This window comes from Alistipes sp. i18-0019-D1, from assembly GCF_042852885.1.
In the GTDB taxonomy this organism is placed as follows: Bacteria; Bacteroidota; Bacteroidia; order Bacteroidales; family Rikenellaceae; genus Alistipes.
This window is the reverse complement of record NZ_AP031424.1, coordinates 3839901-3862211: the sequence shown is the minus strand read 5'-3', so window position 1 is coordinate 3862211 and position 22311 is coordinate 3839901. Positions and strand designations below refer to the sequence as shown.

The 22311-nt window shown below is 61.8% G+C and carries 18 protein-coding genes; 11 read left to right on the top strand and 7 right to left on the bottom strand.

All coding sequences use genetic code 11. The features are described from left to right. The 3 genes from ACGHP5_RS16145 to ACGHP5_RS16135 are packed head-to-tail and all read right to left on the bottom strand — an operon-like array spanning window position 1 to window position 3531. Window positions 1–1224, bottom strand: coding sequence for a bifunctional 3,4-dihydroxy-2-butanone-4-phosphate synthase/GTP cyclohydrolase II (locus tag ACGHP5_RS16145; RefSeq protein WP_337658020.1), 1224 nt, complete (start codon window positions 1222–1224; stop codon window positions 1–3). After that, window positions 1199–2701, bottom strand: a complete 1503-nt coding sequence (locus tag ACGHP5_RS16140; protein WP_290531970.1) for an LptF/LptG family permease — start codon at window positions 2699–2701, stop codon at window positions 1199–1201. The genes ACGHP5_RS16145 and ACGHP5_RS16140 overlap by 26 nt, the downstream gene beginning before the upstream one ends. Continuing rightward, window positions 2698–3531: a metal ABC transporter permease gene (locus tag ACGHP5_RS16135; protein WP_290531969.1), complete on the bottom strand. Its 834-nt coding sequence runs from the start codon at window positions 3529–3531 to the stop codon at window positions 2698–2700. Before ACGHP5_RS16135 ends, ACGHP5_RS16140 begins: the two co-directional genes overlap by 4 nt. 169 nt (window positions 3532–3700) lie before the next feature. Here ACGHP5_RS16135 and mtaB point away from each other — a divergent pair, with 169 nt between their 5' ends. The 7 genes from mtaB to ACGHP5_RS16100 all read left to right on the top strand — a co-directional run bounded on the left by mtaB (window position 3701) and on the right by ACGHP5_RS16100 (window position 11997). Continuing rightward, window positions 3701–4999, top strand: a complete 1299-nt coding sequence (gene mtaB / locus ACGHP5_RS16130; RefSeq protein WP_337772213.1) for a tRNA (N(6)-L-threonylcarbamoyladenosine(37)-C(2))-methylthiotransferase MtaB — start codon at window positions 3701–3703, stop codon at window positions 4997–4999. A gap of 35 nt (window positions 5000–5034) precedes the next feature. Beyond that, the gene (locus ACGHP5_RS16125; RefSeq protein ID WP_290531967.1) at window positions 5035–5832 is read left to right on the top strand and encodes a hypothetical protein; all 798 of its coding nucleotides are present in this window, start codon (window positions 5035–5037) and stop codon (window positions 5830–5832) included. A gap of 7 nt (window positions 5833–5839) precedes the next feature. Then, window positions 5840–7285 carry a TrkH family potassium uptake protein gene (locus ACGHP5_RS16120; protein WP_290531966.1) on the top strand — a complete coding sequence of 482 codons (1446 nt, stop codon included), beginning with the start codon at window positions 5840–5842 and terminating at the stop codon, window positions 7283–7285. A gap of 8 nt (window positions 7286–7293) precedes the next feature. Further along, entirely contained in the window at window positions 7294–8841 is a 1548-nt protein-coding gene (locus tag ACGHP5_RS16115) for an SPOR domain-containing protein (RefSeq protein WP_295900776.1), read from the top strand. An 86-nt stretch (window positions 8842–8927) separates the two neighbouring features. Beyond that, entirely contained in the window at window positions 8928–9398 is a 471-nt protein-coding gene (locus ACGHP5_RS16110; protein WP_290531964.1) for an NfeD family protein, read from the top strand. Window positions 9399–9406: 8 nt separating this feature from the next. Continuing rightward, complete coding sequence (gene floA, locus ACGHP5_RS16105) at window positions 9407–10378, top strand: flotillin-like protein FloA (protein ID WP_168949954.1); 972 nt, start codon at window positions 9407–9409, stop codon at window positions 10376–10378. Between the two features lie 68 nt (window positions 10379–10446). Next, entirely contained in the window at window positions 10447–11997 is a 1551-nt protein-coding gene (locus tag ACGHP5_RS16100) for an alpha/beta hydrolase-fold protein (RefSeq protein WP_390567694.1), read from the top strand. A 47-nt stretch (window positions 11998–12044) separates the two neighbouring features. On the opposite strand, the gene ACGHP5_RS16095 is transcribed toward ACGHP5_RS16100, so the two are convergent. Then, complete coding sequence (locus ACGHP5_RS16095; RefSeq protein ID WP_290531962.1) at window positions 12045–12812, bottom strand: CDGSH iron-sulfur domain-containing protein; 768 nt, start codon at window positions 12810–12812, stop codon at window positions 12045–12047. Window positions 12813–13044: 232 nt separating this feature from the next. On the opposite strand from ACGHP5_RS16095, the gene ACGHP5_RS16090 reads away from it, so the two are divergent. The 4 genes from ACGHP5_RS16090 (at window position 13045) to ACGHP5_RS16075 (ending at window position 18506) form a co-directional block, all read left to right on the top strand. Beyond that, complete coding sequence (locus ACGHP5_RS16090) at window positions 13045–14475, top strand: hypothetical protein (RefSeq protein ID WP_390567692.1); 1431 nt, start codon at window positions 13045–13047, stop codon at window positions 14473–14475. A gap of 104 nt (window positions 14476–14579) precedes the next feature. Further along, window positions 14580–15626, top strand: coding sequence for an endonuclease/exonuclease/phosphatase family protein (locus tag ACGHP5_RS16085; protein WP_390567690.1), 1047 nt, complete (start codon window positions 14580–14582; stop codon window positions 15624–15626). 272 nt (window positions 15627–15898) lie between these two features. After that, window positions 15899–17101 carry an MFS transporter gene (locus ACGHP5_RS16080; RefSeq protein WP_290531959.1) on the top strand — a complete coding sequence of 401 codons (1203 nt, stop codon included), beginning with the start codon at window positions 15899–15901 and terminating at the stop codon, window positions 17099–17101. Between the two features lie 67 nt (window positions 17102–17168). After that, window positions 17169–18506, top strand: a complete 1338-nt coding sequence (locus ACGHP5_RS16075) for a fimbrillin family protein (RefSeq protein ID WP_390567688.1) — start codon at window positions 17169–17171, stop codon at window positions 18504–18506. Between the two features lie 38 nt (window positions 18507–18544). Here the strand turns inward: ACGHP5_RS16075 and ACGHP5_RS16070 are convergent, their stop codons facing one another. The 3 genes from ACGHP5_RS16070 to ACGHP5_RS16060 are packed head-to-tail and all read right to left on the bottom strand — an operon-like array spanning window position 18545 to window position 22067. Further along, a complete protein-coding gene (locus tag ACGHP5_RS16070; RefSeq protein ID WP_290531957.1) occupies window positions 18545–19753 on the bottom strand; it encodes a homoserine dehydrogenase in 1209 nt (402 codons plus the stop codon). 14 nt (window positions 19754–19767) lie between these two features. Continuing rightward, window positions 19768–20781: a homoserine O-acetyltransferase gene (gene metX / locus ACGHP5_RS16065; protein ID WP_290531956.1), complete on the bottom strand. Its 1014-nt coding sequence runs from the start codon at window positions 20779–20781 to the stop codon at window positions 19768–19770. After that, a complete protein-coding gene (locus ACGHP5_RS16060) occupies window positions 20781–22067 on the bottom strand; it encodes an O-acetylhomoserine aminocarboxypropyltransferase/cysteine synthase family protein (protein WP_295900756.1) in 1287 nt (428 codons plus the stop codon). Before ACGHP5_RS16060 ends, metX begins: the two co-directional genes overlap by 1 nt. Window positions 22068–22311 lie beyond the last annotated feature (244 nt).

Below are 22311 nucleotides of genomic sequence, written 5' to 3'. Positions count from 1 at the left end.
CTATTTTTTCTCCAGTCCCAGCGTGTGGTGCATGCGCTCCTGCTTGGTCTCCAGATAGTGTGCGTTGTAGGGGTTCGGGGCGATGACGATGGGCACGATCTCGTCGATGCAAAGCCCGTAGCCCTCCAGTCCGGCCCGTTTGAGCGGGTTGTTGGTCATCAGGCGCATGTGGCGGATGCCCAGTTCGCGGATGATGCTGGCGCCCACGCCGTAGTCGCGTTCGTCGGCCTTGAAGCCCAGTTTGAGGTTGGCGTCCACCGTGTCGAGGCCCTCGTCCTGCAATTTGTAGGCGTGGATCTTGTTGCACAGCCCGATGCCGCGCCCCTCCTGGTTGAGGTAGACGACGGCGCCCCGGCCCTCGCGGTCGATCATCTCCATCGCCTTGTGCAACTGCTCGCCGCAGTCGCAGCGGTACGAGCCGAAGATGTCGCCCGTGGCGCACGACGAATGCACGCGCACCAGCACCGGATCGTCTTCGGTCCACTCCCCTTTCGTCAGGGCCACATGCTCCACGCCGTTGGATTTCTGGCGGAACGGCGTGATCTGGAATTCGCCCCACTCCGTGGGCAGGGGCACCGTCACGCCCTTTTCGATGATCGACTCCTGCTGGAGGCGGTAGGCGATCAGCGAGGCGATCGAGATGATTTTCAGGTCGAATTTCCGGGCGGTCTCCAGCAGTTGCGGCAGGCGGGCCATCGTGCCGTCCTCGTTCATGATCTCGATCAGCGCGCCGGCGGGCTGCAACCCGGCCAGGCGGGCCAGGTCGATGGCGGCCTCGGTGTGTCCCGGGCGGCGCAGCACGCCCTTGTCGCGCGCGCGCAGGGGATTGATATGTCCCGGGCGGCCCAGGTCGGTGGGCAGTGTCGCGGGATCGGCCAGCGCGCGGATCGTCGCGGCACGGTCGTGGATCGAGACGCCCGTGGTGCAGTCGTTGCCCAGCAGGTCGACCGTCACGGTGAAGGGCGTGCCCAGCAGCGAGGTGTTGTTCTCCTCCATCATGTTGAGTCCCAGCTCGTCGCAGCGTTTCTCCGACAGCGGGGCGCAGAGTACCCCGCGGCCCTCCTTGAGCATGAAGTTCACGATTTCGGGCGTGATCTTCTCTGCCGCGACGATGAAGTCGCCTTCGTTCTCGCGGTCCTCGTCGTCCACGACGATCACGGGTTTGCCGATGCGGAAGTCTTCGATGACCTCCTCCACGCTATTGAGCACAGTCTCTTTTGCCATTTCGTTTGAGTTTTATTGCTTTCGTCAGTTTCTTGAATTGCGGAACCAGTTTCTCTTTCAGCGCCTTGAACTTCCCGGCGTACCAGTCCGTGTCGAGCAGCGCCGAATCGTTGGTGGCCTTGTAGGTGAGGTATATGGCTATCGGCGTGAGGATGAAGGTCGAGAGCCACATGCCGTAGACGGCGTCCCAGTTACCCTCCTTGGCCAGTTTTTCGCCCGAGAGGCTGATCATGTAGTAAATCACGAAGAAGATCACCGACACCACCACCGGAAGTCCCAGGCCGCCCTTGCGGATGATGGCGCCCAGCGGAGCGCCGATCAGGAAGAAGATCAGGATCGACACCGGAAGCGACATTTTCTTGTGCCACTCGACCTTCGAACGGTAGAGCTGGTTGAGTGCCTCCTTGGCCGTCGATTCGTCGAACGCGAACATGTTGCGCGAGTTCTTGGCCAGCGTCCGTGCCTGGTTCCAGACGCGTTCGCGTTCGCGCGTGGACAGCGTGGTGACCGAATCCGTCGCCAGCAGGTCGCGGAAGTCCCGTTTGTCCACCTGCAGGCTGTCGGGCAGCGGCAGCACGGTGTTGTCGCGGGCGAAAATCTGCTCTTTCAGCAGCGGTTCGTAGGAGCTCGTCGTGGCGGCGTTGACCTTGATCTCCAGCGAGTCGATGTCGTGCTGCAATTCGCTGATGTTCTTGGTCTGGCTGCTCGTGAACAGGTCGGCGTCGGTGCGTCCCATGGCGAATCCCGACATGGGGATCACCTGCTTCTGGAGATCGAACGTGTGGTGGCGCAGGGCGCTTTTCGTGAACCATTGGCTGTTGCGGGTCTGCTCGTAGGTCTCGCCGTGGAAGAGCGTCACCAGCAGGTATTTCTTGTCGTCCGACAGGCGGATGTAGCCCGAGTCGGCCACGATGGTGTTCATGTTGCCGTTGGCGGCGCGGTTGTCGTAGATCAGCACATCGTGCAGCAGGTGGGTGTCGGGTTCCTGGTGGCTCACGCGGATCGACATGTTGTCGATGCCGTTGAAGAACAGCCCGTCCTGGAATTCGAGGGCCTGTTTCTGCTGCCGGATGTCGTAGAGCGTGCTGAAGAGCTTCTTGTTGGCGTTCGGCACGAGGTTGTTGCCGATGAAGAAACTGCCGACGGAGACCAGGCTCACCAGGACGATCAGCGGCTTGGTGATCTGGACCAGCGACATGCCCGCCGACTTCATGGCCAGCAGTTCGTAGTTCTCGCCCAGGTTGCCCATGGTCATGATCGCCGCCAGCAGCATCGAGAGCGGCAGCCCCATCGGGATCATGTTGGCCATGAAATAGGTCATCAGCTCGATGATGATGCCGGCGCTCAGTCCCTTGCCCACCAGCTCGTCGATGTAGCGCCACACGATGTTCATCATCAGCACGAACATGACGATGAAGAACGTGAGGACCATCGGGCCGAGATAGGACTTCAGAACGAGTCTGTGAATGGTTTTCATGCGGCGGATCGCAGTTTTTTGCTACGCAAAGATAACAGTTTTACCATTATAAGCGTAAGTGTGAGGGTAAATATTATGGCGGCGCCGGGCGGAACCTCGAAATTGTAGCTGGCGACAAGCCCCGCGACGTTGCCCGCTACAGCCACGAGGGGTGCGGCGAGGGCGATGGTGCGGTACGACCGCGAGAGCGTGTTGACGATCACCACGGGCATCGTCACGAGCGAGATCAGCAGCACGATGCCCATGATGCGGATCGAGAGCACGATGGTCACCGCCGCCAGCGCGGCCATCAGGTAGGAGATCACGCGCGTGGGGATGCCCCGGCTGCGGGCGAAATCGCGGTCGAAGGCCACGTACATCACCGGGCGGAGCCACAGCAGCGCCCCGGCGATGACCGCCGCCGTCAGCGCGGCGAGGGCCGCGACGTCGCCGTCGGTCACGGTCACGATGCTGCCGAAGAGGTAGGCCGACAGGTCGCCCGAGGTGTAGCCCGGGCGGAGGCTCATGAAGAGCGCGCCGACGGCCATGCCCACGGACCAGATGATGCCGATGGCCGAATCCTCGCGGATGCGTCCCCGGCTGCCGGCCCATTCGATGCCCAGTGCCGAGAGCACGGCGAAAAGCATCGCTCCGGCGATCGGGTTGGCTCCCAGGTAAAATGCGATTCCCAGTCCGCCGAACGAGGCGTGCGTGATGCCTCCCGCGAGGAACACCATGCGGCGGCAGACGACATAGGTTCCGATCACCCCGCACGTTATGCCCGACAGCACACACGCCGCGAGTGCGTTCGAAAGGTAGCCGTAGTGGATCAGGTCGCTGAAAAATCCCATGTGTTTTCAAGGGCAAAGTTGTCGGTTGTATATCAACGATATACCGTGGACAAATGTCGCCGTGGTTCTTTTGAGTCGTTTAATTGCGCGCAAATTTACGCTTTTTTATCGGAAAAGCCTCCTCCTTTCGCGCAGTTTTCGTATTTTCGTGCCGGAAAAACACGAATCCATGCAACCTCGCAGAGTCAATTTTCATACCTTGGGCTGCAAGCTCAATTTTTCGGAGTCCTCGACCCTCGCCCGTGAGTTCGAACGCGGCGGTTTCGTGCGCGTCGCGCCCACGGCCGAAGCCGATATTTGCGTCGTCAACAGCTGTTCCGTCACGGAGCATGCCGACAAGAAATGCCGCAACCTGATCCGCAAACTCCACCGCCGCAACCCTGCGGCGATCATCGCCGTGACGGGGTGCTACGCGCAGCTCAAACCGCAGGAGATCGCCGCGATAGATGGTGTCGACATTGTGTTGAGCAACAACGATAAAGGGGAATTATTTAAACGGGTGGTTGAACTGTCGGGCAAGGGCCGGGCGCAGGTGTACAGCTGCGACACCGCGTCGCTCACGTCGTTCTTCGCGGCCTTTTCGAGCGGCGACCGCACGCGCGCCTTCCTCAAGGTGCAGGACGGGTGCGACTACTGCTGCTCGTACTGCACGATCCACTACGCCCGCGGTTCAAGCCGCAACATGCCCGTTGCCGATCTGGCGGCCGAGGCGCGGCAGATCGCAGCCGGGGGGCAGAAGGAGATCGTCCTGACGGGCGTCAACACGGGGGATTTCGGCCGCACGACGGGCGAGCGGTTCATCGACCTGCTGCGGGCGCTCGACGAGGTCGAAGGGATCGAACGCTACCGCATTTCGTCGATCGAGCCGAACCTTCTGACCGACGAGATCATCGCCTTTTGCGCCGCGTCGCCTAAATTCATGCACCACTTCCACATTCCGCTCCAGAGCGGTTCGGACCGGATTCTGGGCCTGATGCGCCGCCGTTACACCACGGCGCGCTTCGCCGGGCGGATCGCGGCCGTGAGGCGGCTGATGCCCGACGCCTTCATCGGCATCGACGTCATCGTCGGTTTCCCGGGCGAGACCGATGCGGATTTCCGCACGACGTACGATTTTCTGGCGGGTCTCGAACCCGCTTTCCTGCATATCTTTCCCTTCTCGGAGCGTCCCGGGACCCCGGCCGTCGACCTGCCCGGCAAGGTGCGGCCGTCGGTCGCCACCCAGCGCGCCGCCGAACTGGAGGCCCTCTGCGAACGCCTGCACGGCGCGTTCTGCGCCCGCGCCGAAGGCACGGAGGATACGGTGCTCTTCGAAAGCACGCGCCGCGACGGCATGATGTTCGGCTTCACGGGCAACTACCGCCGGGTGAAAGTCCCCTACGACCGTTCGAAGGTCAATGCCCTCTGCCGCGTGAAACTCGGCGCAATGGACGAAACTCACGATTTGTTGGGGGAAATTCTGGATTAATCACTATATTTGCAGGAATGGAAATTTAAAACGCTATGACGGGTTTGCGCAAACGGGTGACGGTCGGTTTCTTGAGCATCGTGTGCCTGCTGTTTTTTTCGGGTATGGTCTCGTTTCTCGAATTGAGCCATTTGAGCCGGGATACGGGCGAGATTCTCAAGGCCAACAAACGGAATATCGAGCTGGCCAAGGAGATGCTCGATGCTGCGCATGAGCAGAACATCGCGCTGATCCGCCTTTCGGTTTTCGGCGACAGGTCGTGCGACAGCCTTTGCCGCAAGAGCATGGAGCGGCTCGAAAACACGTTGCTCGTGGCCCAGAGCGAGGCGCTCGAAAAGTCGTTTCTCGACTCGCTGGCCTTCGCCACGACCGAACTGCGCCTCGTGACGGACAACTACCTCGCCTTCGGGGGCGCCGCCCGTGCCTCACGTGCCGACTCGCTGGCGGCCCTGCGGCCCGATTCGCTGGGCGGCAGGTGGTACAGCGACGAATACCAGGCCCTCTACGGCCGCCTTACGGCCGCCATCAAGAGTTATATGACCTCGACGCAGAGTTCGCTGGTCCCGCGTGCCGAGCAGATGAAGAAAAACGCCTACCGCGCCGTGACGCCCGTGCTGATCTCGCTGGCCGTGATGATCGCCATCGTGCTGATGCTCTTCTACTTCATGTCGATCTACTGCGTGACGCCCATCGAGCGGATGAACAAGGGGCTGGGCGACTGGCTTTCGTTCCGCGTGCCCTTCGCCGTGAAGGGCGACCTCAAGGACGAGGTGCTCGAACTCAAGGAGAAAATCGAGGCGCTGATCAACATTTCCAAACAGACCAAATCCTGATGCGGCGATGCGGGTAGACGTGGTTTTACGGTATATCGGGGTCGTGATGCTCTTCATCGCGATGTTCATGCTGCTGTCGGCGGGAATCTCCTACCTGAGCGGCATGGATTCGGCGTTCTATCCCCTGCTGCTCTCCTCGCTGCTCACGGCCCTGCTGGGGGCCTTCCCGCTGATCTTCGTGGGCAAACGCGAGCAGATCACCAACAAGGAGGGTTTCTGCATCGTCGTCGGGGCGTGGCTCGTGGCCTGCGTCGTGTCGATGTTCCCCTATCTGATCTGGGGCGGGGAGTTCTCGCTGGTCAACGCCTGGTTCGAGAGCGTCTCGGGCCTCACGACCACCGGATCGACCATTCTGAACGACGTCGAAGCCCTGCCCCGCGGATTGCAGTTCTGGCGCATGTCGTCGACGTGGATCGGCGGAATGGGCGTGGTGATGTTCGCGCTGGTGGTCCTGCCGTCGATGGGGCGCAGCAAGATGATGCTCTCCAACGTGGAGCTTTCGACGATGGCCAAGGACAACTACCGCTACCGTTCGCAGATCATCGTGCAGATCCTGCTGGTGGTCTACGTGGGGCTTACCGTGCTGTCGACCGTGCTGCTCAAGATGGCGGGCATGAACTGGTTCGACGCCCTGTGCCACGCCATGTCGGCCTGCGCCACGAGCGGATTCTCGACCAAGAACGCCAGCATCGCCTATTTCAACAGCCCGGCGATCGATACGATCCTGATCTTTGTGATGGCCACGGCGGGTGTCCACTTCGGGCTGATCTACGCCACGGTGACCGGCAAGCGCAACAACATCTTCCGCTCGGAGGTGACGCGCTGGTATTTCGGCATGCTGCTCGCGGGCGGCGTGCTGATCGCCGTCAGCCTCTTCGCCGCGGACATCTACCCCACGCTGACCGCGTCGTTCCGCTATGCGATGTTCCAGTTCGTGTCGGTGGTGACCACGACGGGTTTCGCCACGGCCGACTCCAACACGTGGACTTCGTTCGCCGCCATCCTGCTGATTTTCGGCTCGATCGTCTGCGCCTGCGCCGGGTCCACGGCCGGCGGCATCAAGGTCAACCGCCTGGTGCTGGCCGGGAAGATGATGCGCACGCGCCTGCGCCAGCAGCAGCACCCCAACGCCATCATCCGCATCCGCCTCGACGGCGTCATCCAGGAGAACGAGGCGCTGCACGCGGTGATGATCTTCATCGTCACCTACCTGATGTTCATACTCGCCGGCACGGTCTTCGGCACGATGCTCGGCATCGACCTGACGACCAGTTTCACCGGGGCGGTGGCCTCGATGGGCAACGTCGGCCCCGGGTTCGGGGAGGTCGGCTCGATGGATAACTTCTCGGCGATGCCCGCGGCGTTCAAGGTGTCCAATTCGCTGCTGATGCTGCTGGGGCGTCTGGAGATTTTCGGACTCATACAGATTTTTTTCATTAAATGGTGGAGGTAACCCAAACTATGTTTCGCAGGATTCTCATATACGCGCTGGGTGCGGTTTTCCTGACCGCCGGCGGAGTGCGGGCGCAGCAGCCCGAGGTCGAGGCCCGCATCGCGGGGCTGGAAGGAAATGCCGAATACATGTCGCTGCTCCGCGAGGATGCGCAGCTGCAGATACGCGAGGATTCGATCGTCAATGCCGTGGAGCGTATGCGCCGGCAGCTGCGCGAGGACCCGGGCAAGCGGCAGCAGTATTCGCAGGAGATTCTGCTGCTCGAAAGCAAAATTTTCGAAATCCGCAATGCCAAGGGCCGCCTGATCGACCGCATCAACACCATCGAGCAGGAGTGGGTGCTGGCCAGTCTGAACGGCGCGGCGCCGCAGCCTGCGGAACCCGCTGAAAAAAGCCCTGCCGAGGCGGTTCCCGACTCGCTGAAGGTCCGCAACCTGGTGGACAACCTCTATTTCCGCGAACACCTCCCGGCGGAGGACTATGCGGCCCTGCGCAAGGCGCAGCGGCAGGAGATGCGGGCCGTGGACTATGTCAACCGCTATTTCGCCAACCACGGCACGCTGACCGAGCTGGCCGAAACCTACGCCGCCGTGCAGACCGAGGCCGAGGCGATGGCGATTTTCGAGCGTTACAACGCCTTGCAGGGCGTGAACCGTGCGCTGGCCGACTCGCTCGCCGCGACGTGGAATTCCATTTTCGACAACAAGAGCTACGCCTACGGTTACCTGCTCGACAAGATGGGCGAGGAGAAGGTGCTCGCTCGTGAGGAGGAGGCGCTTTCGGAGGCTTCGCGCCAGCTGTCGGCGTTGCAGGGCGAGACGGCTTCGGACGCTGTGGCGGACTATTTCCTGCGCAAGCGGGTCGTCGTCGACTACGAGGCCGCCGTGGCCGGGGTGTTGGCGCTGGACGCCGCACGCGATTCGCTGCGCGGCGTTGCGGCGCAGCTCGAATCCATCGACTACCGCCTGCCGAGGATCGAGGTCGCCGAGCGTTATTTCCTCGACTACGACAGCGTGGCCTTTTCGTCGAAGCCGGTGTACACCTACCAGAACCCCATTCCCGAGTGCCGGGTCTACGCCAACGGCACGATCTACCGCATCCTGCTCGGAACGTTCAACACCAAGCGCGCCGCCGCTACTTTCCGGGGCGCCTATCCGCTTTTCTACCTGATCAACGACGAGGGCAAGTGGTGCTACTATGCGGGCGGCTTCGCCACGCTGGCCGAGGCCGAGGCGGCGCAGGCGCTGTTGAAAAAGCGCGGGTTCGTGCGGCCCGAAATCGTGGTGTGGACCGACGGCACGGCCCGCAACCTCTCGCTCGACCCCGAGGCGGCGAAAGTCACCTACCGTGTCGAGATCACCGGGACCGACGCCCTGTCGGACGAAGTGAAGGGGGTGATCGCCGCGACGGGCGAAGGTTACGAACTTTCGCGCGTGGGCAGCCAGCTTTTCGTCGTGGGGGCTTTCGACGACAAGGCCGTCGCCGACCGTCTGGCCGAGTCGATACGGCAGACGGATGCCGCGCTGGAGGTGAAAGTCGCCGAAATCGCAGAATAAATCGGAACCCGGATGAAATTTATCGCAGAATTCGTCCGGGTTCTGAATTTTTTTACCTATCTTTATTGCAATATTCTACAAGCCCTATGGAGATGTTCTATATTGTACTGCTCGTTTTTTTTGGCCTGCTGTTCCTGGTGGCCGAATTGGTCCTGCTGCCCGGGGTGTCGATCGGGGCCGTGCTGGCGCTGGTCTGCTACGGCAGTTCGGTTTACCTCGCCTTCCGTGATTTCGGCCCCGTAACGGGTTCTGTCGTCATCGTCGTCATCCTCATTCTGTCGCTGATCGCCACCGTCGTGTCCCTGCGGGCCAAGACCTGGCAGCGATTCTCGCTCAAGCAGGAGATCCGCTCGTCGTCGATGCCCGTCACCCCGGCCGAGGAGTTGCAGGTCGGCGACCGGGGCGTGACCCTCTCGCGCCTCTCTCCGATGGGTAAGGTCGAGATCGGAGGCCGCACCTACGAAGCCAAGTCGCAGGGGGCCTATGTCGACCCGCAGCGCGATGTCGAGGTCGTGGGATTCGAGAATTTCAGCGTTATCGTAAAAACAATCAAATAAGCTAAATTATGGATTTTCAGGGTGGAATGATCGTATTGATCGTCTTCGTGAGCCTTTTTGCGATCTGGCTCCTCTTCTATTTTATTCCGGTGGGACTGTGGTTCTCGGCCTTGGTGTCGGGCGTGCGTATCAGCCTGCTGCAACTGGTGCTGATGCGCTGGCGCAAGGTCCCGCCCTCGACCATCGTTTCGTCGATGATCGAGAGCACGAAAGCCGGACTGACCCTCAATCCCAACGAGCTGGAGGCCCACTACCTTGCGGGCGGCAACGTCACGAACGTGGTGCACGCGCTGGTTTCGGCCCAGAAGGCCAACATCATGCTGGATTTCAAGATGGCGACGGCCATCGACCTGGCGGGCCGCGACGTGTTCGAGGCCGTGCAGATGTCGGTGAACCCCAAGGTGATCAACACGCCTCCCGTGGCCGCCGTGGCCAAGGACGGCATCCAGCTGATCGCAAAGGCCCGCGTCACGGTGCGCGCCAACATCAAGCAGCTGGTCGGCGGTGCCGGCGAGGAGACCGTGCTGGCACGTGTCGGCGAGGGTATCGTCTCGTCGATCGGTTCGGCAGCGTCGCATAAGATCGTGCTCGAAAATCCCGATTCCATTTCGCGCGTAGTGCTCGAAAAGGGTCTCGACGCCGGAACGGCTTTCGAAATCCTCTCGATCGACATCGCCGACATCGACGTGGGCAAGAACATCGGCGCTCAGCTGCAAATGGATCAGGCGCAGGCCGACAAGAACATCGCCCAGGCGAAAGCCGAGGAGCGGCGTGCGATGGCCGTGGCGCTCGAACAGGAGAACAAGGCCAAGGCGCAGGACGCCCGCGCCAAGGTGATCCTCGCCGAGGCCGAAGTGCCGCTGGCCATGGCCGAGGCGTTCCGCAACGGCAATCTGGGCATCATGGACTACTACAAGATGAAGAACATCATGGCCGATACGCAGATGCGCGAGACCATTGCCAAGCCGGAGAAAAAATAACCCTGCGGGGTTTGTTATCAGGGGGTGCGCTTTGTGCGTGCCCTTTTTTGTAAAAGATTCCGAAAGCTATGAGAAAGTACCTTTTTATTCTGCTTTTCGTTTTTGCCGCAGCGGAAGTCTCCGCCGCACGGATCGACACGGTGGCGGTCTTCAGTGCGAAGATGCGGCGCGACATCCCGGCGCTGGTCGTGGTTCCCGACGGGGGCGTCGGGCGGCGCATGCCCGTGCTCTACCTGCTGCATGGTTTCGGCGGTTCGTACACGACGTGGCAGAACATCACCGACCTGCGCCCGCTGGCCGATGCCTGCGGGATGATCGTCGTCTGCCCCGACGGTGCCAACAGCTGGTATTGGGACAGTCCCCTCGATCCGGCGTCGCAGTTCGAGACCTTCGTGGCGCAGGAACTGCCCGACTGGATCGATGCCCGCTACCTGACGATTCCTTCGCGCGAGGGACGCGCCGTCACGGGATTGAGCATGGGCGGTCACGGCGCGCTGTGGGTGGCGCTGCGCCACAAAGACCGCTTCGGGGCCGCGGGGTCGACCTCGGGAGGCGTGGACATCCGTCCTTTCCCCGACTCGTGGGAGATGAAGAGACAGCTGGGCGAGCTGAAAGACAATCCGGAACGCTGGGACGCGCATACGGTGATCCGCCAGGCCGCTTCGCTCCGGGACGGCGAGCTGGCGCTCATTTTCGACTGCGGTTATCAGGATTTCTTCTACCGGGTGAACCTGAATCTCCACGAACAGCTGATGCGGCAGGGCGTGGGGCACGATTTTCTGGTGCGTCCCGGTGCGCACAACGCGGCCTACTGGTCCGTGTCGCTCCCCTACCAGATGCTTTTCTTCCAGCGCTGGTTCGCCCGGAATGCGCCGCAGGCCGCAGCCCCGGCCAAAGGGCTGCGCGTGGTTTTCATGGGCGATTCGATCACCGACGGCAACTGGGGCAAGGCCGACGGGAAGCCCTCGTCGGAGCGTAACCTCTGGGACCGCAACCACCTCTACGGCAGCGGGTACATGTACCTGTGCGCCACCTATTACCAGAGCAGTTTCCCCGACCGCGACTACCGTTTCTTCAACCGCGGCGTGGGCGGTCATGCGTTGAGTGACCTTGCGGCCCGCTGGCAGGAGGATGTCCTCGACCTGCGGCCCGACGTGCTGTCGGTGTTCATCGGGACGAACGACGTGGAACGCCACCTCCGGAAGCTGCTGCGCGCCGACGATCCGCAGGCTGTCCCCGATTTCGACTTCGCCGCCTGGGAGAAGACCTACCGCGGCCTGCTCGACAAGGCCCGGGAGGCGAATCCGGCGCTGGAAATCGTGCTCTGCACACCCTTCGCCGCACCCTGCGGAAAGATCGTCGAAGGGGCGCTGGGCGCCTATTACCCCCTGCGGCAGCGGATGCTGGCGCAGTGCTGTGAGGTCGTGGAGCGGATCGCCGCCGACTACGGCGCGACGCTCGTTCCGTTTCACCGGCTCATCGCCGGACTGGAGTCCCGGCTGCCGAACGGCGATGCTACCTACTGGGTGTGGGACGGCATCCACCCCACGCCTGCCGGCCAGCGCCGGATGGCCGACTGCTGGATCGGGACCGTGGCCCGCAGCGGCGCGATGGAATAGGAAAACGGAGCCTTATTGAGGCTCCGTTTTCTTTGGCCGGTGCAGGGTCAGTAGACCTCTTCGGGCAGCGTCTCGCCGACCGGTTCGCCTTCGAGGTTGTCGCGCCACTTGATCGCCGCGTGTGTGCCGTCGCAATAGGGCTTGTTGGCCGACTGGCCGCAGCGGCATGCGACCACGCGGTTGCGGATTTCGTAGGTGTGCCCGTTCTCGCGCCGCAGGGGAATGCCTCCGCGGATCCACAGGCCGCCGCTGCTGCCGATGGTGACGTCCTCGATCAGCCCGAGGCTCGGTCGGAACCTGAATTCGTAGGGTTTGGCCGTCTCCCGGTCCCATGCCGTCAGACGTCCGCTGGGGCACATCGACGCTTCGCGGATGGCCAGCCGCCGTGCCTCGGGGTCCTCCGACTGTTCGGTGAGCGTCCACGCGTCGCCCCCGGGGTGGCAGAAGCGCGCGAAGACGCAGTATTTCGGATTGTCGGTCATCGTGAGGGTCCCGCCCTCGACGGTCTCGGCCTTGTCGAGCAGCGACTCGTCGGGTGCGGTGAGCGTCGGGTCCCAGGCAGCCGTTTCGTGGCTTCCGTCGCAGTAGGGCTTGCGTTTCGAGGCTCCGCAGCGGCAGAGCGCCGTAGGTTCCGCCTCGGTCGAGAAGTGCCGTCCTTCCTGGAAATACCAGCTTTCGTTCCGCTCGTTGGGCATGATGAACTGCTCGGCCAGCGGCGGGCGTCCGTAGACCAGGAAGGGGCCTTTTTCGGTCACGGTGATGCTGAAGCGCTCCTCGGCGGGAGAACTTCCCGTTTCGATTTTCAATTTCGACATACTATATGCGTTTCTGATTCGTTAGGGAATAGGCGGCAATAATTGTTCCCAAATGCAATTATTTGGGACGGGCATGTGTAAATTATTCCGCTTTTTGGTATCTTTGGTGCCGTTACGGCACTTTCCGGAGGGGAAGTTTTGTCGAACCGTGCGCAATTCGGTTTTGCACCCGTCCGACTTTTTATTATCTTTGCCGTTGATTTTGAAACAGAAATAGAATAAAATGAACTATATGAAAAGATTTGCAGGGTTGGTTTGCGCGGTTGCGGCCGTAGTTTTTTTCGCTTCGTGCAGCAAGGACAAGGAATCGGGAACGATCGCGTTCGATTCTCCGGCCGTTTTCCTCAAGGCGGGCGACGAAGCGACGGTGGGCTTTTCGGCCGCCAACATCGAGAGTTTCTCGATAACCGGCAAACCCACGGGCTGGAACGATCCCATTATCGACGAGGCGAACCGCACCATTACGGTCGTCTCTCCCGTGACGTTCGACGACGACGCGGTCAAGTCGGGTTCGGTGACCCTGACGGGCAAGGTGCACGGCGGATCGACGGCCTCGGCGACGCTTTTCGTGGGCGTGGTCGACACCGAGGATATGAGCGGTAAGTCGGCCAACAGCTACCTGGTCAACAAGAAGGAGACCAATTACCTGATCGACGCCATGTACAAGGGTGATCTGACCGAGCTGGCGACCTCTTCGGTCGATGTCATCTGGCAGAGCCAGTCGAATCTGATCCAGTACCTGGAGTTGAAGGGCGGCAAGGCGTCGTTCTACGTGGCCGCCGACAGCGACAACGGGGACAGGATCAAGGAGGGCAACGCCGTGATCGGGGCCTACGACGCCGGCGGCACGCTGATCTGGAGCTGGCACGTATGGGCTGCGGACTACGATCCCGATGCCGAGGGCGGTGCGGTCGATTTCAACGGCTATACGATGATGACCCGCAACCTCGGGGCGCTGGCCGACGACAATTCGACGGTGGAGGACATCCTCGCCTCGTACGGACTTTATTACCAGTGGGGCCGTAAGGACCCCTTCATCGGCCCGGCCTCCTACAACGCCAGCAACGGGGCGTCGGCCAGCATGTACAACGGCGCCGGCAGCCGCGTCTACCTGCAGACGGCCGCTTCGAGCGCCGAGACGGGTACGGTGGCTTACGCCGTGCAGCACCCGCTGACCTTCATCACGGGCGTCTCCGGTTCGGAGAACGACTGGCTGTGGAGCGCGCATTCCGGCGATTTGTGGTCCGCATCGGAGAAGAGCGCCTACGATCCCTGCCCCTACGGCTGGCAGGTGGCTCCGTCGGACGTTTTCAAGAATCTGGAGCTTGTCGGGACCCCTACGGCGGCCGATGCCGACAAATACGGCTGGGGGCTGATCGATCCGGAGCAGGGAACCTCGTCGCTGTTTATCGGCGCAGGACGCCGCCGCTACGACAACAGCACGATCCTGAACGTCTATAACCCGGTTCCGCCCGTGCGCAGCGTGGCCGAGGAGGCGCAGCCCTGGGAGGGACTTTATTGGACCGCAGGGACGCTGTCGGGCACGAAATCCCCGGCCTTCCACTTCTGGTTCGAGAAGAAGACCACTACCGGAGGACTCGAAAACAACGTCCCCTACGCCCGTGCCAACGGTATGTCGGTGCGTTGCGTGAGGGTGAAATGATGAGCCGACACCCGCAGGACGACGATCTGACGGACGCCCCGGGCCTGTTGGCATCGCCTTTCAGCACCGACGACTGGCCCGGAATCACGAAATAAAATCGCTCCATGCTACGGAATCTTTTTGCCTTTCTGTTGCTTTGCTGCGCCGGATGCAGTGTCGGGAACACCGGAGAACTGCGTGTTCTGCAACTCAATATCTGGGGCGACGCCACGGTAGTGCCGGGGGCTTTCGACGCTCTGGCCGACGAGATCGCCCGTCTCGATGCGCATGTCGTCGCCCTGTGCGAAGTCAACAACCACGACGGCGTGACCTCCGAACGGCTGGTCGAGGCGCTGAAGCAGCGCGGACAGACGTGGTACGGAGCTTCGGGACGCTGCACCGGCGTGCAGGGAACCGATGTCTGCGTGCTGTCGAAATATCCGATCGAAGAGGCCGTGACGGGACTTTCAACCGTTCCGGGCGGTGTCGATATGAAAGTGCGCCTCGACGTCAACGGGTACGATGTCCTGCTCTATCCGGCCCATCTGGATTATACGCATTACGCCTGCTACCTGCCGCGAGGATACGACGGCGTGACGTGGCGGAAACTGCCGGCCCCGGACAGCGATCCGCAGGCCGTCCTGCGCATGAACCGTGCGTCGACGCGCGACGAGGCCATTGCGGCGTTCCTCGAAGAGGTCTCCCGAGAACGGGCCGACCTGATTCTGCTGGCCGGGGATTTCAACGAGCCTTCGCACCTGGACTGGACCGATGCGACGCGCGCAATGTGGGATCATGACGGTTGCGTCGTTCCCTGGGACTGCTCCGTGATGCTCTACGGAGCCGGACTCCGCGACGTATACCGGGTGATTCATCCCGATCCGGCAACGCATCCGGGCTTCACCTATCCGTCCGACAATCCGGCCAAGGCGGTCCGGGAACTGACGTGGGCCCCCGAGGCCGACGAACGGGACCGCATCGACTTCATCTATTACCTGCCGGGCGGAGCTTTCGAGCCGCAGCGGGTCGAGGTCGTGGGGCCGTCGTCGTCGGTCGTGCGCAGCGAGCGGGTCCGCGAGACGGGCGAAGATACGTTCATCGAACCGCTCGGCGTATGGCCCTCGGATCACAAGGGCGTTTTGGTGACATTCAAACCGGTTCGGAAAAATTAAGATTTTTCATATGCTAAAAGCCCGCATCGAAAGTGCGGGCTTTTTATTTCGAACACCTCTAAATATAAATATAAAACAATGCGCATTCTGACAACGGCGCGGTCCTTTCAATTCTTGATCGAGTCGCACAGCGGACTTGATCGAATGATACCGTTCCCTTTCGTGCTGGCAAAGGATACTGCGGAAGAAACCGAACGGCGGGCCGGCCTCGATGCCGGCCCGTTTTCGTTTGGTATAACAGTTGCGGGGATAGCGGTACTAAAATTCCGGACATGAAAATCAAAACAGGAAAAGGCTCCATTACGCTCGTCGTGCTGCTGGCGATCTGGTCCGTGTCGGCCATTGCGTCGCTGCCCGGACTGGCAGTCTCCCCTATTCTGGGCGATCTGAACAAGGTGTTTCCCAAGGTCACGGACCTCGAAATCCAGATGCTCACCTCGCTGCCGTCGCTGCTGATCATCCCCTTCGTGCTGCTCTCCGGAAAACTCTCCGAGGGGAGGGACAAACTCAAAATCCTGATCGTCGGGCTTTCGATTTTCTTTTTGAGCGGCGTGGCCTGCCTGTTCGCCCGCAGCATGGCATGGCTCATCGTCATCAGCTGCATCCTCGGCGTCGGCGCCGGCATGGTCATCCCCCTCTCGACGGGTCTGATCGTCGACTATTTCACGGGCGACCGCCGCGTCCGGCAGCTGGGCTACAGTTCGGCGATCAACAACCTCACGCTCGTCGTGGCGACCGCCGTGACGGGCTACCTGGCCGATGTCAACTGGCATCTGCCCTTCCTGGTCTATACCCTGCCGGGCATCTCGCTCGCGCTGTCGTTCTTCCTCCGGCGCAGCCGCTCCACGCCCGAGCCGGAGCAGAGCATCCAGATGCGCCACAAGCGGATCGACCGGGGCAAACTCGTCGGGCTGATGCTCTTTTACTTCTTCGCCACTTACGCCGTGCTGGCCATCGCCTTCTACGCTTCGTTCCTGGTCGACGACTACAAGATCCGCAGTTCGTTCTCGGGCGTGCTGATCTCGCTGTTCTTCCTGGCGATCATGCTTCCCGGGCTGTTTATCGACCGGATCATCCGTGCGCTGAAGCAGAACGTCAACCTCGTGTCGCTGGGGCTGATCTGCGCGGGGCTGCTGTGCGTGGGCATCTTCCGCGACAAGACGATGCTCGTCGTCGGGGCGCTGCTCACGGGCTTCGGCTACGGGGTGATCCAGCCTGTCATCTACGACAAGGCGGCGACCATCGCCCCGCCCCGTGCCGCGACGCTCGCGCTGTCGTTCGTCATGGCGATGAACTACCTTGCGGTGATGATCTGCCCCTTCATCATGGACATGTTCCGCCATCTGTTCCACACCCACAGTGACCGTTTCCCCTTCTTCTTCAATGCCGCGCTGGTGTTCGCGCTGGCCGTCGTCACCTGGTTCCGGCGCGGGAATTTCACGCTCGGACTCGACGAATCGTACTACAAAAACTGACCGAAGGTCTTGTGAATAACATAAAAAGTTTTATTTTTGTGCTTAAAAGTCACGAAAATAAACTTGAATGATGAAAAGACAACTCCTTTTTGCCCTCCTGGCGGCGGGCCTCGCCGCTGCGTCCGGCTGTGCCGATAAACGGGATGCGGTTCCCGGTATCCGGATCACGCCTTCGATCAAAACCCGCGTCACGGGACTCCATTTCGATACGGGCGACTGCATCGGCCTGACCGTCACGAAGAACGGCTCGGATTACGTCCGGAACCATCCGATGACCTACGACGGCTCGGCGTTCACGGCTTCCGGCCTGCTGTGGTACAACGACCTGAACGAAACCTCGACGCTCACGGCCTATTTCCCCTATTCGGCGTCGGGCGTTCCCGACGAGTTCTCCGTGGCGCAGGACCAGACCGCGGGCTGCGCCTCCTCGGACCTGCTGGGAGCCGTGGCGAAGAACGTGACACCCACAGGTGCGCCCGTCGGGATGCTGTTCTATCACCTGATGTCACAGCTGACCATCGTCATTACCAATAATTCCGATGCCGCGGTTTCGGGCGTCACCGTGGGCGGATTCGTCCCGACGGCCTCGGTCGATCTTTCCGTGCCGACGGTTGCGGCGAAAGCCGGCGCGGCGGTCGCTGAAATCAAAACCTTCGAGGCGACGCCCGACGCCTCCTACCGTGTGATTCTCGTGCCGCAGCAGGGGGCGCTGACCGTCACGGTCTCCACGCGCGACGGCAAAAGCCGCAGCAAGACTCTCTCTTCGGCGACGCTCGAAAGCGGCCGAAGGTACGACATGTCGGTGCTCGTCACCAACATCGACATCGAACTGAAGCTGAGCGGCGAGGTCAGCGACTGGGACGACGGAGGTTCGCTCGACGAGGGCAACGGCGGAGAGTCTTCCGAACTGGAATACGGCGGCGAGACCTACCGCACGGCGAAGATCGGCGGGCAGGTATGGATGGCCGAGAACCTGCGTTACCGGCCTGCGGGTACGGAGATCGGCGAGGGCGTATGGTATCCCGAGGAGGGGCTTTCCGCGGTGGCGGAAAAGGGACTGCTGTACGATTATGCGACGGCGACGGGCGGCGTGTCTGTCCGGTCCGGAACGCCGCTGCGGGGCATCTGCCCCGAGGGCTGGCACATTCCGGCGCTGGCCGAACTCGAAGCGCTCCTTGCCGTCGGGCCTGCGGCCGGATTTTTCAGGTGTGCCGGGTACTGGATCGTGAACGGCACGACAACCCGGTACGGAGACGCCGACAAAGGCTATCTGATAAGCAGCGAGGCCACGGCCGAACGGAGCGGTTGCCTGGCTTACAGCACCACGACCGATCCGGTGACCGATGAGGTTCCCCTCGGATACGGCCTGTCGGTCCGCTGCGTGAAAGACGCCGCCGCGCGGTAGGAAATGGAAAAGGTCCCTGGCAAGGGACCTTTTTCTGTTTAATCGCGGTTCAGGAAGAAGATCGGGATGTTCGCCAGGAAGACGTCCCTGCCCGAAAGCTGCGCCCTTTTTTCGAGCAGTTCGCGCAGCGGAATTTCGCCGATCACGTAGTTGCTCTCCTCGCTGATGAACTGTTCGTGGATCTTCGAGAAGTTCAGAATGCCCTGCACGTCGGTCTCCTTGTAGCGGGCGTAGATTTTCAGCGTGATGTCGGTCGTGTAGTCGGGTTTCTCGATGTAGTTCATCTTCTTGTATTCGTAGCGGTAGTTGTTCAGCCGCGCCATGATGTCGCTCAGGATCGACGACGCCGTGGGCAGGCTGCCCGCACCCTTGCCGAACATGAACTGCCGGTCGTAGCACTCGCCGCGGATCACCACGCCGTTGTATTCGTCGTCGACGCTGTAAATGTACTTGGCGGGCGTCACGAACTCCGGCATGACGAACATCGTGAAGTGCTCGTCGCTCACCTTGACCACCTGCGCCACCAGCTTGATTTTCACGTTTTTCTCACGGGCATACCGGATGTCCGAATCGTGGATCGTCGAGATGCCGTAGGTGAAGATGCGCTCCGGGGCGACGTAGGTTCCCAGCGCATGCACGGTGATGATCACCAGTTTGAACAGCGAGTCGTAGCCTTCGATGTCGAACGAGGGGTCGCTTTCGGCGAAACCCAGCGCCTGCGCCTGGGCGAGGGCGTTGGCATAGGTGTCCTCGTGGTCGAAGACGCGCGAGAGGATGTAGTTCGACGAACCGTTCAGGATGCCCTTGACCTCCAGCAGCAGGTCATTGTCGTAGTACTCTTCGAGGTTGCGGATCACGGGGATCGAGCCGCACGACGAAGCGTCGTAGAGCAGCGCCACGTTGCGGGTTTTCTGAATCTCGATCAGCTCGGGAAGGTGCTTGGCGAGCATCGTCTTGCTGCCCGACACGACCGGGATGCCGCGCAGCATGGCCCGTTTGACGATGTTGTAGGCGGCATCGGCGTCGTCGATGACCTCCACCACGAGGTTGATGTTCTGGTTGTCGAGGATGTCGTCGACCGAGGTGGTGAACAGCGAAGGGTCGACTTCGACCTTGCGCGGCTTTTTGGGGTCGCGGACGCAGATTTTCACGATTTCGGCGTGGGCGTTCTTCGATTTGCGCACCACTTCGTAGATGCCCTGTCCGACGACGCCGAATCCGAACAGTCCGATTTTGATTTTGGTCATGGGGTATCCGGTTTTTAATTGTTCATAAAAGGTAGCAGTATGTCGTTCAGCTGTTCGTATTCGACGAGGAATCCGTCGTGGCCGAACGGCGAGTCGATTTCGTGGTATGTGCTGCCGGGGATCATCGCGTGCAGGGTGCGCATCTCCCCCGGGGTGAAGATGATGTCGGTGGTGATGCCGACCACCAGCGTCCGGGCCGTGATGCTGCGGAGCGCCTGCTCCAGCCCGCCCCGCCCGCGTCCCGCGTCGTGCGTGTCGAAGGCGTCGAGGATCGCGTAATAGGAGTAGGCATTGTAGCGGCGGCAAAGTTTTTCGCCCTGATACTGCTGGTAGGTGCACGCCCGGTGCACCGCGGGACGCTCCTCGCGGTCCTGCTGGGTGAGGTTGTAGCCCTCGGGACCGCGGTAGCTCAGCAGGCCGATGGCCCGTGCCGCGGCCAGCCCTTTCATCCCGGCGTCGTCGCGCGGCTGGCCGAAGGTCGTATCGGCCTCGATGGCCATGCGCTGCGTCTCGTCGATGGCGATGGCCCAGGGCGAAGCCTTGGCCGCGGTGGCGATCAGCACGAGCCGTTCGATCCGCTCCGGTTCCGCGACGGCCCACTCCACGGCCTGGAATCCGCCCACCGAACTGCCCACCAGCGTTCCGATGCGCCCGATGCCGAGCGCGTCGGCCAGCAGCCGGTGCGCCCGCACGATGTCGCGGATCGTGAAGGGTGGAAAATCCTTGTACCAGGGCCGTCCCGTGGCGGGATTCACGTGCAGGGGGCCCGTCGTGCCGTAGTGCGACCCGATGATGTTGGCGCAGACGACGAAATGGCGCGCAGGGTCGAGGAACCGCCCCGCCTCGACCGTGTGGGGCCACCAGTCGGCGACGTCCGAATTGGCCGTCAGTGCGTGGCACACCCATGCCACGTTGTCCTTGGCGGCGTTCAGCGTGCCGTAGGTGTGGTAGGCGATCCGCAGTTCGGGCAGCGTGTGGCCCGTTTCGAGTTCGAACGGTCCGGGGGCTGTGTAGATTCGGGGTTCCATCAGCCTATTTGTGAAAAAGCCTGTTCGAAATCCTCGATAAGGTCGTCGGCGTTCTCCAGTCCCAGCGAGATGCGCAGCAGCGTGGGCGTGACGCCTGCCGCCGCCAGGTCGGCGTCGCTCAACTGTTTGTGGGTCGTCGACGCCGGGTGGGTGACCACGGTGATCGAGTCGCCGATCATGGTCATGTTGGCCGCCAGGCGGAGCGATTCGACGAAGCGCACGGTGCTTTCGAGCGTGCCCTTGAGTTCGACGGTGAAGACCGCCGACGAGCCGTAGCGGTAGTATTTGCGGGCGTTTTCATGGCTCGGGTGCGTGTCGAATCCCACGAAGCTGACCCGCTCGACCTTCGGGTGGCTGCGGCAGTACTCGGCCAGTTTCCAGGTCGATTCCACCTGGTGCTTCACGCGCAGCGAGAGGGTTTCCAGCCCGATCATCATCAGGTAGGAGTCGAACGGCGAGGGGCAGCACCCCAGGTCGCGCAGCCCGTCGACGCGGCATTTGACGATGAAGGCCGCGGGGCCGAACGCCTCGTGGAAATTCAGCCCGTGATACCCTTCCGAAGGCCCGTCGATCTGCGGGAATTTGCCGTTCGCCCAGTTGTAGCTGCCGCCGTCGACGATCACGCCGCCCATGGCCGTACCGTGGCCGTTGATCCACTTCGTCGCGGAGTCCACGACGATGCTGGCGCCCCACTCGAACGGGTTGCAGAGGTAGCCCGCCGCGCCGAACGTGTTGTCGACGATCAGCGGAACGTCGCGCCGTCGGGCCAGGCTGCCCAGCGCCTCCAGGTCGGGGACCGCGCAGGTGGGATTGCCCATGCTCTCGGCGTAGAGGGCCTTGGTGCGGCTGTCGATCAGCGCCTCGAAATCCTCGGGACGCTCGCTCGGAGCGATGCGGCAGTCGATGCCGAGCCTTCGCAGCGACGTGCGGAACTGGTTGTACGTGCCGCCGTAGAGGAAGGGCGAGGCGACGATGTTGTCGCCCTCGGCCGCCAGCGAAAGCACGGCGATCAGGATGGCCGACATGCCCGAGGAGACGGCGAGCGCCCCCACGGCCCCGTACAGGGCGGCGATGCGCTGTTCGTAGGCCGTCGTGGTGGGGTTTTGCAGGCGCGTATAGATGTTGCCGCCCTCGCTCAACTCGAAGAGCCGGGCGGCGTGGTCGCAGTTTTTGAACCGGTAGGCCGCCGTGGGATAGATCGCCACGCCCCGGGCGCCGGTGGGTTCGTCGGGTTGCAGGCCCGCGTGAATCTGAAGGGTTTCGAAACGGTACTTTTTTGAATCCATGGTATGCTGTTTATACTGTCGTTGAAAATCCGATAAAAAAATCCGACCTCTACGAAGCCGGATTGTGTCATTTTCAGTGCATGAAGAAGCTACACCCGGCGAAAACGGTTGCACATGCACATGGACATCATCATCGTGCCGCGGTGTTCTCCGCGGCGCCGGCAGTCGTATGTTGCAGGGCTGGTCATTCGCTTCTGTTGCTCTTTCGGTGCAAATATAGGAAAATTTTTCGGAAATCCTCTTT

Coding starts and splice junctions, on each gene's coding strand:
- ACGHP5_RS16145 (WP_337658020.1), bottom strand. CDS start 1,224: ATGGCAAAAGAGACTGTGCTCAATAGCGTGGAGGAGGTCATCGAAGAC.
- ACGHP5_RS16140 (WP_290531970.1), bottom strand. CDS start 2,701: ATGAAAACCATTCACAGACTCGTTCTGAAGTCCTATCTCGGCCCGATG.
- ACGHP5_RS16135 (WP_290531969.1), bottom strand. CDS start 3,531: ATGGGATTTTTCAGCGACCTGATCCACTACGGCTACCTTTCGAACGCA.
- mtaB (WP_337772213.1), top strand. CDS start 3,701: ATGCAACCTCGCAGAGTCAATTTTCATACCTTGGGCTGCAAGCTCAAT.
- ACGHP5_RS16125 (WP_290531967.1), top strand. CDS start 5,035: ATGACGGGTTTGCGCAAACGGGTGACGGTCGGTTTCTTGAGCATCGTG.
- ACGHP5_RS16120 (WP_290531966.1), top strand. CDS start 5,840: ATGCGGGTAGACGTGGTTTTACGGTATATCGGGGTCGTGATGCTCTTC.
- ACGHP5_RS16115 (WP_295900776.1), top strand. CDS start 7,294: ATGTTTCGCAGGATTCTCATATACGCGCTGGGTGCGGTTTTCCTGACC.
- ACGHP5_RS16110 (WP_290531964.1), top strand. CDS start 8,928: ATGGAGATGTTCTATATTGTACTGCTCGTTTTTTTTGGCCTGCTGTTC.
- floA (WP_168949954.1), top strand. CDS start 9,407: ATGGATTTTCAGGGTGGAATGATCGTATTGATCGTCTTCGTGAGCCTT.
- ACGHP5_RS16100 (WP_390567694.1), top strand. CDS start 10,447: ATGAGAAAGTACCTTTTTATTCTGCTTTTCGTTTTTGCCGCAGCGGAA.
- ACGHP5_RS16095 (WP_290531962.1), bottom strand. CDS start 12,812: ATGTCGAAATTGAAAATCGAAACGGGAAGTTCTCCCGCCGAGGAGCGC.
- ACGHP5_RS16090 (WP_390567692.1), top strand. CDS start 13,045: ATGAAAAGATTTGCAGGGTTGGTTTGCGCGGTTGCGGCCGTAGTTTTT.
- ACGHP5_RS16085 (WP_390567690.1), top strand. CDS start 14,580: ATGCTACGGAATCTTTTTGCCTTTCTGTTGCTTTGCTGCGCCGGATGC.
- ACGHP5_RS16080 (WP_290531959.1), top strand. CDS start 15,899: ATGAAAATCAAAACAGGAAAAGGCTCCATTACGCTCGTCGTGCTGCTG.
- ACGHP5_RS16075 (WP_390567688.1), top strand. CDS start 17,169: ATGATGAAAAGACAACTCCTTTTTGCCCTCCTGGCGGCGGGCCTCGCC.
- ACGHP5_RS16070 (WP_290531957.1), bottom strand. CDS start 19,753: ATGACCAAAATCAAAATCGGACTGTTCGGATTCGGCGTCGTCGGACAG.
- metX (WP_290531956.1), bottom strand. CDS start 20,781: ATGGAACCCCGAATCTACACAGCCCCCGGACCGTTCGAACTCGAAACG.
- ACGHP5_RS16060 (WP_295900756.1), bottom strand. CDS start 22,067: ATGGATTCAAAAAAGTACCGTTTCGAAACCCTTCAGATTCACGCGGGC.